This window comes from Streptomyces sp. NPDC050564, assembly GCF_044457265.1.
Taxonomy (GTDB): domain Bacteria; phylum Actinomycetota; class Actinomycetes; order Streptomycetales; family Streptomycetaceae; genus Streptomyces.
Map to the genome: position 1 here is coordinate 163,206 of NZ_JBITGS010000009.1, position 15,612 is coordinate 178,817.

17 protein-coding genes are annotated in these 15,612 nt (G+C 70.6%); 12 read left to right on the plus strand and 5 right to left on the minus strand.

Annotated elements, in window-relative coordinates; genetic code table 11:
- Window positions 1–26: 26 nt before the first annotated feature.
- Window positions 27–467 (minus strand): XRE family transcriptional regulator, encoded by a 441-nt coding sequence (locus ACIBK0_RS16585; RefSeq protein WP_326746067.1) that lies wholly within the window; start codon window positions 465–467, stop codon window positions 27–29.
- Between the two features lie 882 nt (window positions 468–1,349).
- Between ACIBK0_RS16585 and ACIBK0_RS16590 the strand changes: the two genes are divergently transcribed.
- From ACIBK0_RS16590 to ACIBK0_RS16625, 8 genes are all read left to right on the plus strand, one after another.
- On the plus strand, window positions 1,350–2,255 hold the full coding sequence (locus tag ACIBK0_RS16590; RefSeq protein ID WP_329159848.1) for a helix-turn-helix domain-containing protein: 906 nt from the start codon (window positions 1,350–1,352) through the stop codon (window positions 2,253–2,255).
- Between the two features lie 2 nt (window positions 2,256–2,257).
- Entirely contained in the window at window positions 2,258–2,974 is a 717-nt protein-coding gene (locus ACIBK0_RS16595) for a hypothetical protein (RefSeq protein WP_399080178.1), read from the plus strand.
- A gap of 161 nt (window positions 2,975–3,135) precedes the next feature.
- Window positions 3,136–3,777 (plus strand): WhiB family transcriptional regulator, encoded by a 642-nt coding sequence (locus ACIBK0_RS16600; RefSeq protein WP_399080180.1) that lies wholly within the window; start codon window positions 3,136–3,138, stop codon window positions 3,775–3,777.
- On the plus strand, window positions 3,774–5,405 hold the full coding sequence (locus tag ACIBK0_RS16605; protein WP_399080182.1) for a hypothetical protein: 1,632 nt from the start codon (window positions 3,774–3,776) through the stop codon (window positions 5,403–5,405). Before ACIBK0_RS16600 ends, ACIBK0_RS16605 begins: the two co-directional genes overlap by 4 nt.
- Window positions 5,402–5,593, plus strand: a complete 192-nt coding sequence (locus ACIBK0_RS16610; RefSeq protein ID WP_055493674.1) for a hypothetical protein — start codon at window positions 5,402–5,404, stop codon at window positions 5,591–5,593. Before ACIBK0_RS16605 ends, ACIBK0_RS16610 begins: the two co-directional genes overlap by 4 nt.
- A gap of 89 nt (window positions 5,594–5,682) precedes the next feature.
- Entirely contained in the window at window positions 5,683–5,919 is a 237-nt protein-coding gene (locus tag ACIBK0_RS16615) for a hypothetical protein (RefSeq protein ID WP_329159855.1), read from the plus strand.
- Complete coding sequence (locus tag ACIBK0_RS16620; RefSeq protein WP_329159857.1) at window positions 5,916–6,533, plus strand: plasmid mobilization protein; 618 nt, start codon at window positions 5,916–5,918, stop codon at window positions 6,531–6,533. Before ACIBK0_RS16615 ends, ACIBK0_RS16620 begins: the two co-directional genes overlap by 4 nt.
- A complete protein-coding gene (locus ACIBK0_RS16625) occupies window positions 6,530–8,269 on the plus strand; it encodes a relaxase/mobilization nuclease domain-containing protein (protein WP_399080185.1) in 1,740 nt (579 codons plus the stop codon). The genes ACIBK0_RS16620 and ACIBK0_RS16625 overlap by 4 nt, the downstream gene beginning before the upstream one ends.
- 24 nt (window positions 8,270–8,293) lie before the next feature.
- Here ACIBK0_RS16625 and ACIBK0_RS16630 read toward each other — a convergent pair whose 3' ends face one another.
- Window positions 8,294–8,512, minus strand: a complete 219-nt coding sequence (locus ACIBK0_RS16630) for a hypothetical protein (RefSeq protein ID WP_329159859.1) — start codon at window positions 8,510–8,512, stop codon at window positions 8,294–8,296.
- 188 nt (window positions 8,513–8,700) lie between these two features.
- Between ACIBK0_RS16630 and ACIBK0_RS16635 the strand changes: the two genes are divergently transcribed.
- Window positions 8,701–9,144, plus strand: coding sequence for a hypothetical protein (locus tag ACIBK0_RS16635; protein WP_399080188.1), 444 nt, complete (start codon window positions 8,701–8,703; stop codon window positions 9,142–9,144).
- Window positions 9,145–9,223: 79 nt separating this feature from the next.
- Window positions 9,224–9,919 (plus strand): hypothetical protein, encoded by a 696-nt coding sequence (locus ACIBK0_RS16640; RefSeq protein ID WP_326746058.1) that lies wholly within the window; start codon window positions 9,224–9,226, stop codon window positions 9,917–9,919.
- 666 nt (window positions 9,920–10,585) lie between these two features.
- On the opposite strand, the gene ACIBK0_RS16645 is transcribed toward ACIBK0_RS16640, so the two are convergent.
- From ACIBK0_RS16645 to ACIBK0_RS16655, 3 genes are all read right to left on the minus strand, one after another.
- Window positions 10,586–11,407 carry a DUF317 domain-containing protein gene (locus ACIBK0_RS16645; protein ID WP_399080190.1) on the minus strand — a complete coding sequence of 274 codons (822 nt, stop codon included), beginning with the start codon at window positions 11,405–11,407 and terminating at the stop codon, window positions 10,586–10,588.
- A gap of 15 nt (window positions 11,408–11,422) precedes the next feature.
- The gene (locus ACIBK0_RS16650) at window positions 11,423–11,713 is read right to left on the minus strand and encodes a hypothetical protein (protein WP_237511529.1); all 291 of its coding nucleotides are present in this window, start codon (window positions 11,711–11,713) and stop codon (window positions 11,423–11,425) included.
- Between the two features lie 102 nt (window positions 11,714–11,815).
- A complete protein-coding gene (locus ACIBK0_RS16655) occupies window positions 11,816–12,169 on the minus strand; it encodes a DUF317 domain-containing protein (protein ID WP_399080194.1) in 354 nt (117 codons plus the stop codon).
- A 224-nt stretch (window positions 12,170–12,393) separates the two neighbouring features.
- Between ACIBK0_RS16655 and ACIBK0_RS16660 the strand changes: the two genes are divergently transcribed.
- The gene (locus ACIBK0_RS16660) at window positions 12,394–13,707 is read left to right on the plus strand and encodes a hypothetical protein (protein WP_399080196.1); all 1,314 of its coding nucleotides are present in this window, start codon (window positions 12,394–12,396) and stop codon (window positions 13,705–13,707) included.
- A gap of 151 nt (window positions 13,708–13,858) precedes the next feature.
- Window positions 13,859–15,382 carry a gamma-glutamyltransferase gene (locus ACIBK0_RS16665; protein WP_399080198.1) on the plus strand — a complete coding sequence of 508 codons (1,524 nt, stop codon included), beginning with the start codon at window positions 13,859–13,861 and terminating at the stop codon, window positions 15,380–15,382.
- The last annotated feature ends 230 nt before the right edge of the window (window positions 15,383–15,612 follow it).

Genomic DNA, 15,612 nt, shown 5'->3' on the forward strand with positions numbered 1-15,612 from the left:
TGATCACTTACTGAACTAAGGCCGTTTTACGCGCCAGTTGAGGGCGGCAACCCCTCGGATTTTCGCACGCTCTCGACAATCCCCAGGACGGCGTCTTTTCCGTCCGCAGAGACGTCGGATAGGCGAAGAAGAACGTTTTTGATCTTCGCGTCCCGAAGCAGCGCGAGCAACTCAAGCTCCTGCACGGTCTTTTCAGCGACGGCATCGTCGAACCAATAAGCGGGATCCACCCCGAAAAACCCTGCGAGCGCTTCGAGATGACGCTTCGTCGGGTTATCGCGCTGCCCCGTCCGAAGGAGCCACAGGTACTGGGCCGACAGTTTGCCCAGGCCCCGCTTCTCCATCAGCTCGGCCACTTCAGCATTGCTGAAGGGGCCGCGATCGGGCGGGTGCACCGTGTCGAACAGGCGGTTTAGGCGGTCCATGAGCCCCTTGGGGTTCACCTGACCTTCGATGGACTCTTTCATGATCCTTTCCTGGGTGGGCTTCGTAGCAACTTCAACCACCCTACCCCGCCATAAACGCCAGTTGACGGGTTGATCCCCCATATGGAAAGTTCTTCCTCACCAGCACGTTTCCGTGTGGCACGCACCGCCTGTTTCAGGTCGACCTGTCCGTTTCTACCGGCAGGAGTACGCCGGAGGACGTGGCGCAAGCCACGTTCACCCAGCGACATACGTCACGTCTGGCCCGCAAAACTTTGATCCTCGACCAGAAAGCGCGGAGGCGACGGTGGAAACACCTCATCCACATCGCATTTCCGCTGCGGAGGACATTAGACACTCGTTCCAATTCGGACACATTGGCACGATCTCGACAGTCGGGGCAACCGCGGCAACGGTGCTCCTCGACGCCGGAGGGCGGCCCGCGCCGAGCCCCACAGGGGGCTCCGGCGGCAGATCATGCGGTGACTCTCTGCAACCAGTACAGAGTTTAAGAACCAAGTCTGGATCTTGACACGGGTCCGTGCGTATGTTCGTCGTCCCCGGGCAGCCCGCCTGCGACGACGGACGTGAGGAGCCCGAGAGCACGGACCGGACCGAGTAGGTCCCGCAAAACAGCGACGGCGCCCGAGAGCGTTAACTCCCGGACGCCGAACGCTAAGTGGCACGTCCGCCCCGGCAAGGGCGGAGATTGCCCACCATCACCACGCTGAGTCCTTCCAGGGGCGCACCAGCGTGGCAACACTGCAAAGGGGAGTATCGCATGTCTCCTGCCCTGCGCGAAAGGCCCTTCCGCCTGGCCTGCGCGGCAGCCACCTCCGTCTCGGCGCCTCAGCGCGCCGAGCCGGACCACACCCTCCCGGCCCCGGCGAACCGCCGGCACCGCCCGCTCATCGGGAGCGGCCGATGAGCAGCGAGGCCCGCGAGTGGGTGTGGGAGCACAGCTCCAGCCGGGGAGCGGCGCGCCTGGTCCTGCTCTCGATTGCCGACCGTGTGGCCGACGAGCAGTGCGTCTCCTGGGCCTCGCTGTCCAGCCTGGCCAAGCGCACGCGCGCTTCCGTGTCCACGGTGCGCGAGGCCATCGACCGCCTGGTCGACGCCGGTGAGCTGGAGCAGCTCGACGACCTCGTCGGCCCTCAGCGCAGCACGGTCTACCGCCTGCCTCTCGCCGCCGTAGCGGTCGCACAGGCTCTGCGAGCGCAGCAGCAGGGCGAGGTGGGGGACAGCGACACGGCAGCGTCAGACGAGCCCGCTGTCCCTCTGAAACTCCGGCTCTCAGCTCTGCGCCGATTCGGAATCCGTCCGCGTGAGGTGCCGGATTCCCCCGCGAGGGTCCGGAAACCGGCAGTACCGGAAACCGGCAGGTCCCGACGGAAACCGGCACCTCGACGTACCGGAAACCGGCACAGCGATGTACCGGAAACCGGCACACAGAACCGTAGTGAACCTGATTTGAACCGGAGGTACAGCAGTGGTGGTGCGGCTGTCACCTCGGCTGCCGAGTGGCAGGTCGACCCAGCCACCCACGCCTGGGCCCGCCAGCAGGGACACCTCGATCGCCTCGGCGAGGAGGGTCTGCAGGCGGCCGACGCGAAGTGGCGTGCCCACCGCGCCGACTTCAAGCCGAGGCCGGCGGATGCCTGGGCTGCCGACTGGCGCTCCTGGGTCGCCCGAGAGCACGCCCCCAGTCGCCCGAACCTCTATGCCGTGCCCGGCAAGGGTCCGGCTGCACCCGGCGGCATGACCCGGGCCGAGGCCCACACCGCCGCTCTCCTCGCCGCCCTCGACGAGCCGACCGGAACGGAGGGCTGACCGTGGACCGCCGCGAAACCGCCGCCCTGCTGGCCTACATCGGCCGACTCGACCCCCGCACCATCCGCACCGACCAGGGCGAGGCCCGCGACCAGCTCGCCCAGTGGCACGAGCTGCTCGGCGACGTGCCGATGGCCACCCCGAACGGCTGGGACGCCCGCGTCGCCGCCCGCCAACACATCCGCGTCTCGCCGTACCAGATCCTGCCCGCGGACGTGGCCCGTCCCTGGGAGAGCTACCGGCGCGACCGCTTGGCCCGGCACTCCGACCCCACGCCGTCCGTCGACCCGGACGACCAGGCCGCCTGGACCGCCGAGCTGGTCGGCGCCCGCCGCGCCGTCGCCGCCGGCACCGCGCAGCCCGCGCAGGCCCCGGCGATCACCAGCGGTCGCGACGGGATCGACCCGAAGCTGGAGGCGCGGCTGCGGGAGATCGGCTCGTGCATACCGCCCGCCGCCCGAGCCGCTCTCGCTCCCTACCGGCCCGCCCGAGCAGCACGCGAAGCGGCTGTCGCCCAGGGACAGCCCGACGCCCTCAGCGTCCGCTGCGAGTGGTGCCTGGCCCAGCCCGGCGAGCCGTGCCGCCGGCGCCGGATCGGCCCCGACGGCGGAGCGCGCGGAACCGCCCCGCGCGCCACCCCGCACCCCGGCCGCCTCGACCTCGCCGCCGCCCAGCAGGCCCAGCCGAGCGAGCAGGTCCAGCAGCCCGCCATGGCCTGACCGGCGCATCCGGCACGTGCGCCCCGTCCGGTGCACCGCCACCCAACACCACCGTCCCGCCCCGGCTGCGGCGCACGCCCTCGCGCCGCAGCCGGCACCCGACGCCGCATCCGCCCAGCACCGCCCCAGCCGGCCGACGCGGCAGCACATCGGAGACCCCCTTGCGCCACATCACCACCCACGACGCGCCGGCCACCGGCCTGCGCGGCATCGGAGACACCAGCTGGCACACCCGCGGAGCGTGCCACGGCATGGACGTCGAGGACGCCGACGCCGTCTTCTTCCCCGGGCCCCGGGACCACGAGGACATCGCCGAGGCGAAGGAACTGTGCGGCTGGTGCCCGGTACGCCGCGACTGCCTCGACTTCGCCCTGGAGAACGTCCTCAAGGAGGGCATCTGGGGCGGCCTCACCGAAGCCGAGCGGCGCCCCTTGCACGACGGACTGCCCCAGCGCCTCGACTACCGGCGCGTGACGGCCTTCTTCCAGGGACGCGACGTGCACCTGACCGAGGCCGAGCGGCAGGTTGTCATCCACCACGCCTACGTACGCGGCTGGCGGCCCGACCGGCTCGCCACTGCCCTGCAGATCAGCCACAAGCACGCCCGTGACCTGCTCCGGCAGGCTGCCAACAAGGTGTTCGACCGCGACCGCACCTACGGCGTGCCGCGGCCCAAGAAGAAGCGGAAGAAGACCACTCCGGCAGCAGGGAGCCCCGCGCCCGCCGCACCCGGCACACAGCAGCCGGTATCCCGCCCGGCAGCGTCGACTCCGGCGCACGCCCCTCTCGGAAAGGCCGCATGACCCACCCCGTCCTGGCCCTGAGCGCCGCTCCGGATCTCCCTCTCCTCCTCGCCGTCGGCGTGCCCGCCGCCCTCGTGCTGGTGCTGACCGCCTGGGCGTTCCGGCGCCGAGGAACCCGCCCGCAGAAACGTCTCGGCGGCCCAGCGGTCAAGGTCGCCGCCCTTGCCGCCCTCGGCTGCACCGCCTACAGCGCAGACACGAGCTGGCGTTTCGCCGCCGACTACCTCGACATGGCCGGCACCGCAGAGCGAGCCGGGATGTTCGCCGCGGCCGAGCTGGCGCTCTTCGCGACCGCGTTGATGGCACGGCAGAACCTGGCCGCTCAGGGCGCCCCCGGCCTGCCGGGCACGCTGGTCTGGGTGATCACAGGAGTGCAGGTGATCCCCGCCTACGCCGAGAGCGGCCCTGTCGGCGGCACGGTCCGGGCCTTCGTCGGGCCGGTCATGGCTGCGATGCTGTGGCACCTCGCCATGGGAATCGAGCTGCGTCTGCGCACCCCGGGCGCCGCCTCCCACGGACTGATCGCCGTCCTGGGCCGGGAGGCACGCGAGCGGCTGCTGTCCCGCCTCGGTATCGCCGCGCGAGACCGCGACGCCGCGCAGATCACCCGGGACCGGGCCACCGCCCGCGCGGTCGCCCTGGCCGCCCGTCTCGCCGAGCGCACGCCCGAGCAGCAGCGGAGTCGGAGCGGCCGTCGGCTCACGCGGCGCTTGTCGAAGGCGGTCGGCAGGGCATCGGTCGGGACCGACGCCCGCCAGCGCGCGCAGCTGCTCGACCAGCTCGCCGCCCGCCGGCACGCCCTCGCGCTCGCTACGGTCCCGCTGCCCTCTCCCTGGTCCCCGGTGCACAGCACCGCCACGGCAGCCACGGTCCCCTCGCAGCCGGCCTCGAAAGCGCCGGTCCCCGTAGCCGGTCCCGACGAGTCGGGCGGGGACCGGGGACCGTGCAAGCCGAGGGGACCGGTCCCCGAAATCGCGGACTCGACGGAGTCGTCAAGGGCGGGGACCGAAGGCGAGGACGCGGGGACCGGCGTGGGGACCGAGGCCCCAGAAAGGGACGCGGTCCCGGGGACCGGTCCCGCCGATTCGGAAGCCTCGGCGGGGGACGCCGGAAGCGTGGGGACCGACCTTCCTGCGCGAGAAGTACCTGCTCAGGGCGCCGATTCGCATCGGGGACCGACCGACACCGAGTCGGGGACCGAGCCCACCGGGGACCGGGGACCGACCGACACCAACACGGGGACCGAGCCCACCGGGGGCCGGGGACCGACCGACACCAACACGGGGACCGAGCCCACCGGGGACCGGGGACACAACGTCCCCCTCCGGCGGAAGACGACCACGAAGACGAGGACGAAGAACAAGGGGAAGCGCGGCCGGTCCCGCACCCCGCAGACACAGCGCCCGCCACGCGAGCCGGAGCAGTCGGTGGACCAGCTCGTCCAGCAGGTCCGCCCCCACGTCCCCGCCCTGCTCGAACGGGACGGAAACGAGTCCGTCACCCGAGTCCAGCTGCGGGAGATCCTCCGCCGCGAGGGCCTGAAGGGCGGCCGGAACGACCGGCTGAGCCTCGTCCTCCAGGAACTGCGGAGCGACGACACCACCAAGACAAGGAGCACCGCCCGATGAAGACCTGCCACCAGTTCGACACCGTCCGCGCGGAGTACGAGCGGGAGATCGGCTTCATGCTCGCCCACTCCAAGCGGCACGAGGGCAGGCCGGCGGCGAAGTCCAGCGCAAAGCAGGCTGCCTCGACGAAGCAGCGGATGGCCCGGGCCCTCAACAGCCACGTCGGGCGCTGCCCCGAGTGCGGCTGAACCGCGCCAAAGCCCCAGCTCAACGCCCCTATCCGCAACAGGTGGCCCGGATCCGTGCCGGGCCACCGTCCCGCTTAAGGAGGTACGCCGTGATTCCGCGTCCCCCTCGTTCATCCGAGCCCACCGCCGCCGAGGCCAGCGCCTGGGCAGACGTCCTGGTCCGCCGGCGACTCCTGCACGCCGCCGTCCTCACGCCGACCGGCCAGTGGCTCGTCCAGGACCACCCCGACGAGCCCGTCCGCGTCCTCACGGGACCGGCCGACGTCCTCGCGCTGGCCGCGACGATCCAGCACCACACCCGCTCCACGAGGTCCGAATCCCGATGACGAACCCCACCCAGAACGGCAACACCCCGGTACCTGATCCGGACTCCAACTCGGTCTCGGGGCGAGCAAGATGGAGGTTCGGACACTCCCCCGAGGGGGCAGTGTCCGAACCCGTCCCCGCCCCTGGGGTGGCGGGGCCCGACTGGCACCAGGGGGCGCCAGTCGGGAAGACTGCGACCGAGGGCGGATCGCAGCCAAAAGCCGCCCACAAGGGGCGGCCGAAGGGGCGAGCGCGTCCGCGCGACAAGAAGCAGCGTCGCGCACACAGCGTCCGCCTCAACCCGTCCGAACTCGCTCTCATCCAGGCCGGAGCAGACGCCGCCGGTATGAGCGTGGCGGGGTTCCTCGCCTACGCCGGGCTAGCCATGGCCCGCGACCAGTCCCGTACCGCCGTCGCCATCGCCACCGAACGCGACGTGCTCACCGAACTGTTCGCGATGAGGCGGCAGCTCGGCTGGGCCGGCAGCAACCTCAATCAAGCCGCCAAGATCCTCAACTCCGGCGGTGACGTTCCCCAGCTGACCCAGGTGATGGCCGACGTCCACCGAGCGGCCGACGCGGTGAGGATGGCTGCCGACAAGGTAGCCAACCGGCAGGCAGACGAGGCGCCTTGATTCCACAGATCCACAAGCAGGGCAGCCACACCATGGGCCTGCTGTACTACCTCTACGGCAAGGGAACCCACGAGGAACACGTCGATCCACATCTCGTCGCCTCCTTCGACGGGATGTCGCCTGACCCCGGACGCGATGCGACAGCTACCAAGAAGGATCTCGGGCAGCTGCTCGACCAGCCCCTCCATCTCCTTGCCGCGGATCAACGCCCCGACAAGCACGTGTGGCACTGCTCGGTGCGTGCTGCGCCCGACGACCCGATCCTGACCGACGACCAGTGGGCGGACATCGCGCGTCGCATCGTCGCCGCCACAGGGATCGACCCGCGCGACGGCGCGGGCTGCCGCTGGGCCGCCGTGCGGCACGCTGACGACCACATCCACATCGTTGCCACCCTCGTGCGCGAAGACGGCCGACGCCCCGACCACCACCGATCCGGTAAACGGGCGCAGGCCGAAGCCCGTCTCATCGAGAAGGAACTCGGGCTCCGGCAGGTCGCCCTCGGCGACGGCACCGCCGCACAGCGGCCCACCAGTGCCGAACGGCACAAGGCCGAACGCCAGGGTCGCGAGCGCACCGCCCGCGAGGAGCTGCGCGAGACGGTACGGCGCGCGGTGTCCGGTGCGAGGAGTGACGAGGAGTTCTTCGACCGGCTCGCCGCCGCCGGCCTCCTGATCCGTAAGCGCGCCGCGCCCTCCGGAGACCTCCTCGGATACAAGGTCGCTCTGCCCGACGACCTGAACAAGGACGGCGAGCCGGTGTTCTACCCCGGCGCGCGCCTGGCCCCTGACCTGTCGCTGCCCCGCATCCGGGAGCGCTGGTCCGGCGACACCGGGCCCGATCCGACTCCACCGCAGGAGGATACGGTCCATACGGGGCCCGGCACCCCGGCCTCCGCCCGCCGCAGGACGGCATCGGCCGCGTGGCAGGCCGTGCTCATCGTCGAGCACGGCGACGACGCGGTCGCCGCCGCCCACATCGCCGCCGCCGGCGAGGTCCTGGACGCGCTCGCGAAGACCTCCGCCGCACACACCCGCCGCGATCTGCGAGACGCCGCAACAGCGTTCGAGCGGGCCTCCCGCTCCCACGTACGCGCCGTACGGGGGCACGACCGCGCGCTGCGGCAGGCCGCCCGCGACCTCGTCCACGGCGGGCCCGCCCTCGGCCGCGGTGAGGACGGTGCCACCACCGCGATGGCGATCGACATGCTGTTCTTCCTCATCACCGCCGCTGCCCACTGGCACGCGAGAAAGGGCCACGCCCAGCAGGCCGAAGCCGCCGCCCATGCCGCCGAGCACCTGCGCACCGCCTACCAGGCCGCCGCCGCCCAGCCCCTCGGCGTGCTCTACCGGCGAGGCCGACGTTTGAGCCGACCGGTACTCCAGCGGCAGACGGTGCTGCTGCGCGAGGCGCTGCCAGGGCTGGCCGAGCAGATCCTTGCCGAGCCCGGCTGGTACGCACTGGCCGCGACCATCGCGGAAGCCGAAGCCGCCGGCCACGATCCGGCCGCTCTTCTGTCCGACGCGGTAGAGCGTCGCGAACTCGACACCGCGGACTCGGTGAGCGATGTACTGGTGTGGCGGATGCGACGGACAGCCGATCTGCCCGTCGACGCCTCAAGCCTGCCCGAGACCAGCACCGCTGGGGTCCAGACCGCAACACGCAGGACGACGACCAGGCCCTTCGCACCCGGACGTCGCCGCAGCGGAGAGGAGACATCGAGCAAGACCCGGTGAGCCCTGCCGAGTGCCGGGGCGGTATCAGCGCACCACCGAGACCAGGGACACCGCCACCGCCCCGCACGCGACCCACAGCATGGCCATACGCCACACCGGCCCCCGACGGAGTGCAGGCCCGAGCTGTGGGGTGCGGGCGCCGGAGCACGCGCAGGAGGGAAGGGAATGGCGCAGGTGCGGCGAGTCGAGCCAGTAGGCGCCGCGCAGTTGGGCGGTGGGAGAGGACGAGATGTGTTCGGGCACACCGTGGCAACGTCACTCTTCTGCTCGGAGACACGCGCCGTGGCCAACTCGTCATCCTCCGGCCTCGGGAGGCGAGGAACTGCCCGATGACCTGCCCGAAGGTGACTGTGGACTTTGTGAATTGAAACCGCCAGAGGCGTAGTGCACGATCATGAAGCGAGCAGGACGAGGCAAAGGAGGACGCCAGGGTGTTTCACCGAATACGCCGCCGGGCCAAGGAGCCCAGCGAGGCGCAGCGCCAGATCGCCGAGCTGCATGCGCGGCTGCAGAACCAGGTCCCGCCCGGGTTCGGGGTGTCGCCGGTCGAGCCGGAGCGCACCGAGCCGACCACCGTGGTGGACGACTTCCTTCCGCCGGAGCTGCGAGTGCCCAGCCACGACCAGGTCGACGGCAAGATGATGCCGTGGAAGCAGCCGTTCGTCCTCGATGGTGAGATGGTCGCCTGCGTCGAGTGCGGCGCGTATCGGGACTGGCTCATCCTCTCCACGCGCGACCAGATCTGGCTGCGCTGCCGGGTCGGCCACCAGCAGCAGGAGACCAGACTCGACACCGCCTGGTTCAACCGGAACTTCGGGCCGGCAGACGCGACGCACGCCACGTTCGAGGACTGCCTGCGCCACCTCGGGCACTGACCCCCACTCCTACGACGCAACCGGGCCCGCGGGCCCGCACTGACCACCCGTCGCCTAGCACCAAGGGGTCAGTTCCGTCATGCGCGTTCGCGTCGCCACCACCGCCCTCGGCATCACCGCCGCCCTCCTCGCCGTGCCCGCCTGCTCCACCGACACCACCGGCACCAAGCCCGACACCGCTCCCTCCGCACGTACCGGGAAGCCGGCCGACGCAGCCCAGCAGGCTGCTCCGCTCGCGTCGGCCGCGCTGGAGACGCGCCTGCTCGACCAGAGCGACCTCGGCAACGGCTACCTGCGCAAGCCGGAGCGCCCCACCCAGAACGACGACGTCACCGTCATCGGCTGCCCGGCCCTGAGCGAGCTGGGCGGCGACGCGGCGACCGGCGGCACCCTCACCTTCCCGCACAAGGCGAAGGCGTCCTTCACCTATGGCGGCAGCTCCTCGGAGGTCTCCGAGGAGCTGTACAGCGACAGCGTGGAGAAACTGTCCGGCGGCATCGACCGGATCTTCGACGCCATGACCGGCTGCCCGACCTATCAGGTCGTAGCGGGCGGCACCCCGATCGACATGGCCTCGCAAAAGCTGCCCGCACCCCGCGGGCTCGGTGACGAGCAGTGGAGCCAGCTCTTGACGTTCTCCACCGGAGGACGCAGCACCGTGGTCAAGCAGACCGCGATCCGCGACGGCAGCCTGCTGCTGATCGTTTCCGGCTCCCCGGCCCTCGTCGACCGCCACCTCGGCAAGGCCCTCGACAAGGCCACGGCGACGAGCTGACCTGCCCGCCCGCCATGCTGTTGCCCCCGACCACGGTGGTCGGGGGCAGCAGCGCGTTACTGGCCGACCCGCTGAGCGGCGCGAGCAGCTTGGCCTGACACCCAGGCTCGAACCTGTCCGGGCTGTACGTAGAGCACGTTCGGCTTGTGGTTGTGAGGCCCATAGCCGCTGGAAGCATTGACGAATACGCGCCTGCGGGAACGTGCCAGTTCCAGAACCAGGCATCCTGTTGCCGACCGGTATCGCACCAGGTCACGACGGCCTTCGAGCCACGGCGTCCGTGCTGATAGACCCGCATGACCTGGAGAAGTTGCCCTTGCCCGGAACTCCGGTGCTGTTGGAATGCCTGCCACTGAGCCGCGAGGGCGGCCGTGCGCTTGCGACGTGAACGGACCGACAGCGCGACCGTCACGGCGACGACGAGAGCGATGGCGACAAGGACGCCAGGGCTGGGGTGCACTGCCGCATCCTGCATCGTGCCGTCACAGGGTGGCAAACCCCGCGGGAACACCGAAGGCCGGCCGCCCGGCGACAGCGCCTCACGCCGGGCCGGTCCTCCCGACTGCCGTAGTGCACACCGGCGTTTACGGCTCTGGAAGCAAAAAGCCCGGCCCCTCCAAACTGGGAGGGGCCGGGCTGCGTGCGTCGGGAACCGAGCGCGGGATGTTAGATGGCTGGCGCGCGTAGGAGGCGCTCCTGGGTGGCCTCGGGCAGCACCCGGCGCAGGACCGGCGCGGTCGAGCTGAGGGAGGCGGCGAAAGCTGCCACGAGGTCGTGCGGGACGCTGGCCCCGAAGGAGGCTGCCCACAGGCAGGGTGCGCCGAGCGCGGGCTCGGCCCATGCCTGCCATCCGGCCGGTCCCGCCTCGTCGGCCTCGGTCGTCAGGGCGCGCGGGTCGGCCTCCTGGATGAGGGGCGGCACCTCCCCGAGGCAGATGTGCGAGGTGAACGTCGGGTCCGTTGCTGCCGCCTGGGGCTGGTCGATGTCGCGGAGCCAACCGTGGGCGGCGACTGCGTCGAGGACCAGCTCGGGGCCGGCGAGCGGCACGGCGGGCTGGTCGCGGGCGTCGAGCGCGACGAGGAAGTCGGCCACAGCCTCGCCGGGGACGTCGGTGGTGAAGTAGGCCGACCACTGAGCGAGCGGGCTGCTCGTGTCCGCGCGGGCGGAGATCTGCCAGGCGATCGGCAGTTCTCCCAGGTGGAACGGCTCGTCCGCCAGACTCCACTGCGCCCATCGGAGGGCGTCGGGGCTGATGTGCAGGACGGTGCTGCGCAGGACCTGACGGTCCTCCGGTGCCTCGTCCGGCTCGTGCCGTCCGCGGACGATCGTCAGGCTCGTCCAGCCAAGGCCGGACAGCGTGTCGGCGATGGCGTCGTAGAGGCGCCCATCGTCACCGGCCAGATGCCGGGGACCGACCCAGAACGCGGGCTGGTCGCCGCTCGGGGTGGACGGGTCGAGCGGGAAGTCGGGGTACAGGGGCGCCTCCAAGGGCTCGGTTCGGGTCTAGTTGCCGCCGGCACGGCGGCGGGGGCGGCGCGGAGGTGCCTGGACGGGGCCCTGCCAGGTCAGGGCGACGGCGACCTCGGGCGGCAGATGGCCGAGTTGTGCGTCCTCGTCCCGCCCTTCGGCGAGGTAGACGACGGTCCGGCCGGTTTCGTCCACCGACTGCACGACCTGCGCCAGGCGGTGTGCCATCGGAAAGAAGGGGTTCATGGCCTGGCGGACCGGAGCACTCCGGTCGCAAGCGGACAGCAGGTCGATGAGATCACCGACGGTCATCTCCGGGGACGTCACGAACAGCCTCCTGGGGTGAGGGGAAACGGGGGAGCGAAGGAACGGGCCGGCGGCCGGCTTAGCCAGCCCTCCGAGTGACTCCTTCCGGTGGGCTCTGCACGGTCATACGCGACGCGACGTCTCCAGCACGCGCGCCACGGCGGCGGCGACAATGTCGGCCGGCGTCTCGGTGTCGAACGACAGGTGATAGCCGGGCACCTTGGCCGTGCCGGTGACTGCGATCGTCCATCCCTCACCGTCGGTGCCGGGGCGACCGAGCGGGAACCAGCCGAGGTAGAAACGGCCATCCTTCGAGCTGACGTGCACGTCCGCGCGGTCGTCCACAATCAGGTGGAAGTCCTCCGCGGAAAACTGGTCCATGACGAGCGTGGGCTGGCCGGGGCCGAGCTGCCACTCACGCAGCCGCAGGGCTTCGACGGTGGTGGAGAAACCGGGGCCCACGGGCGCTACGGTCACGGGCAATCACCTCTCTGACCTGGGGTTTCTTGCAAGGTCGTCTACCTTGACATGCCCTCGCCCGCGTTGGCCAGTCTTTCCGCGATCTTTCCTGTCTGCCCCCGGCGAACTGCTATTCCAAGTCACTTCGCGTCGAACTCACGAAGTCACCCGACGGGAAACGGGTGGCCGACCGGGGGCCTATAGGTGCATGCTGGCCCGTTTCCCATCGTGAGGAGAAGTACATGGAGATCCGGCCGCTTGAGGATTTGCGCGCCGCGGACGATCTATCGCTGGCGTTCAACCCCTATGGGCTCGGCGGCCGTATGAAGCCCGAGGACGCTGCGGAGTTCCAGCAGCGGCAGATCGCCGACTGCGACCTGGCGAAGAGTGTCGCGGCTGGAACACGCGACTCCTTCGAGCGGCTGCGCACCGTCTTCGCCTACGGCGTGCTGTGCTACGACGTGTACACCATGGTCGGCGACCAGGCGCTCCTCATCTACGAGCAGGCGTTGCGCGACCGCTTCATGGAGTGGTGCGCCGGCACCATCACCTTCCGGCGCCCCCAGGCCCCGGACGTCTCCTACACCGTCACGTCGTACGACGACGTCAAGAAGCGCGCGGACAGGATGACGCGACAACGCGCGAAGCTGGTCGTAGCCACCCACGCCATCGACTTCAACGGGATGCTGCACGGGCTTCGCCTGTGGGCGCGTGCGGCGGGACTGCTCCACGGGCGGCGCAGCCGCGCGGTCGAGGACGCCCTCGCCAAGCTGCGTAACTACGTTGCCCATCCCTCCGGCCACCATGTGGACACCCCCGTCGGGGCGGCCCGAACGGTGCGGGATCTGGCGGAGCTGATCAACCAGCTGTGGGGGCAGCCCACTCCCAATGGTCGCCTGTACCCAGCCCCTCTGCGCCGGGAGATCGCCGTGCTGAGCTGGAACGGTTCCGGGCGGGCGCGGATGGAGCCCGCCGACGCGCTCACCGTCCCCGACCCCATGGAAGATCAGGAGGGCGATGAGTACCAGCACGTCGTGGTGCGGGCCATCCCGTTCGTACCGGGCAGTCGCTGGGATGACGCTCACTGGGCGGAGTTCGACACCCGCTACGAGACCACACGGTTCCCGACGGATTACCTGTGGGGGCCGGGCATCCGAGAGGATGCCCGGGCGTGGCTGGAGCAGGAGCGCCCCGAGGGGGACAGCGTCGACTTCACCGACCGGGTGTTCCTCGTCCAGGACCACGAACGCCTGCTGCCGCCGATGCGGCCGGCGGTAGCGGCTGGGCTGCCCGACGACGAACGCGTCGGGGTCTGGCATGCCGTGCGGGCCGACTTTCCCGACGACGCCTTCGCGCACGTCCGAGGCTCCGGGGATCGCAGCGCCGGTCATGCCCGCCGCCCCGGTGACTGTTCTGCCTGTTCTGCTGAGGTCCTTGGCTTCGGCTCCTACGACGAAGCCCTTCGCGCTGCAGCAGCCGCTCTCGGACCGATCCAGGCGGTACAGCTGCCCTCCGTCCGGCTCCCTTTGTCGACCTTCTGGCCCGACCGACCGTGAGCAGTGCAACGCGAGGAGGCGGGTGGCAGGCCAACAACACCGGTCGCCATCGGACATGGCCGCGACTGCGCCATGACGACGGGAGTCAAGCAGATCGGCGGCCCGCTGCCCGGCGTCCGGAAGGAGCCAGACCCGTGCCAGAGTGATCCTCATGATCCCCGCACACATCGTCGACGAGCCGCCGCTCACCTACGCTGACAGCTTCGACGTACCGGTCCTGTTCCGTAACGGGCCCGCGAACAAGCCCAAGAGGCAGTGGCGCACGGCGAAGCATGAGGCGTGGAGCGCGTCGGACGGGTTCCCGGCAACCGACGGCTGGTACGCCCCGACCACCACGTGGCGGGAGATCATCAAGGCCGCCACCGAGGTCGGCCGCGACGTCACCCCGCACCTGCAGAACCAGCCCCGGTACGCGCACGGGGAACTCGTCGCCCGGGTCTCCCCGCTGTACGCCTACCTCGGCGCCCACCCCGTCACGCCCCGGCACCCCGTACCGGGCGCAAAGGGCCACCGCCTGACCCTGAACCCGGTGTACGAGCACGGCACCGAGCGCACCGCACAGAACGCCGCCGCCTACCGGCTGGGCATGACGATGACCGAGTGGGCCTGCCGCTCCCTGCTGAGCCTCGGACAGACCCACCACCTCGAACTCGGCGGCCCCATCCCCGCCCTGAGCAACACGTTCAAGGACCCGAAGAGGACGCTGCCCGACCTGTGGGGACGGCACGAGGCGGAAGAGATGTACTGGCTGATCGAGGCCAAGGGCGGCAGCGTCGGCGTCGGCACGCTCCGCAAAGGGTGGGCACAACTGGAGGCCGGCAGCAAGATCCTCGGCTCATACAAGCACCGCATCGTCCTGGTCGGAGCGTCCGTGCGGCCCGGAGACGACCTCTTCCTCACGATCGACCATGACCTGCACTCCGGCGAGCCGCCCCTCCCCCCGGCCGGATCCGGCGCTGACGATGCAGCGGTCGGCCCCGGCAACCTCGAAGACCACCTCGGGGACAGCGACGACGCGCTCATCGGCGCGGCCCGTGCCCAGATGCTCGCTTACCTGGCGCTGCGCTCTGCTCCCGCCTCTCAGTTGCGCACAGTGCCGGTGCCGGCCGACCGCACTTCCCGCCACCGGCGTTCCGGGCTGACCACCCCCTTGGAAAACGACGACCTCACCCTCGCCATGCGGGCGGACGCCCGCGGAGCGGCGCTCCACATCGAGTCGCACACCCTGCGCGCCGAGATCCGCTCCCGGGGGCTCGACGACTTCCTCACCTGCCGCATCCCTGGAACCGAGGTCCACCTCGGCATGTCCAGAAAGCTGTTCGCCGCCTGCGCACGCCTCCACGAAGAAGATCTGGCCATCGCCCAGCGCACCCCGGGACTGCGCGCCGAGGATCAGCCGGCCCTCGCCCAGGAGCTCAGCGACGAAGCCCAGGAAGCACAACGGCTCACCCAGCGACGGATTTTCCGTGAGCAGCAGGAGGAAGCCCGCCCACGGCTGCGCCCCTTGCTCCGCGACGCCTACGAGCGGGGAGCGACGAGCGACTGGGGCGACCTGCTGCGCCGTCCCCAGGAGCCGAAGCTCGACCTGGAGGGCGACGAGGGTCTCCTCGAAGCGGCCACGCCGGAAACGTACCTGGCCGTCAGCCGCTACGACCTGCCTCCCACACGCGCCTAGTCCGGCCCGGGCGGCGTCCGGGGTGAGTGCCAGGCCACGAAAATTTGACTGAGCGCTTCAGTTGGCGAGTGAGCGTGCGAGTTGGCGACTTGCGCGGGCAGCGTCGACGGCTCGGGTGAGCTGTGACTGAGCACCCTAGTTGGCAGGTTGAGCACTTCAGGCGGGACCAGATGGGCACCGCGGTGTAGCGGCCCTCGGCGGTGCGGGGCCCCACCGGACCCCCTTAGCTA

Bases quoted from the DNA above. Each gene is read 5' to 3' on its own strand.
- ACIBK0_RS16585 (WP_326746067.1), bottom strand. From the start codon at position 467: ATGAAAGAGTCCATCGAAGGTCAGGTGAACCCCAAGGGGCTCATGGAC.
- ACIBK0_RS16590 (WP_329159848.1), top strand. From the start codon at position 1,350: ATGAGCAGCGAGGCCCGCGAGTGGGTGTGGGAGCACAGCTCCAGCCGG.
- ACIBK0_RS16605 (WP_399080182.1), top strand. From the start codon at position 3,774: ATGACCCACCCCGTCCTGGCCCTGAGCGCCGCTCCGGATCTCCCTCTC.
- ACIBK0_RS16610 (WP_055493674.1), top strand. From the start codon at position 5,402: ATGAAGACCTGCCACCAGTTCGACACCGTCCGCGCGGAGTACGAGCGG.
- ACIBK0_RS16620 (WP_329159857.1), top strand. From the start codon at position 5,916: ATGACGAACCCCACCCAGAACGGCAACACCCCGGTACCTGATCCGGAC.
- ACIBK0_RS16640 (WP_326746058.1), top strand. From the start codon at position 9,224: ATGCGCGTTCGCGTCGCCACCACCGCCCTCGGCATCACCGCCGCCCTC.
- ACIBK0_RS16660 (WP_399080196.1), top strand. From the start codon at position 12,394: ATGGAGATCCGGCCGCTTGAGGATTTGCGCGCCGCGGACGATCTATCG.
- ACIBK0_RS16665 (WP_399080198.1), top strand. From the start codon at position 13,859: ATGATCCCCGCACACATCGTCGACGAGCCGCCGCTCACCTACGCTGAC.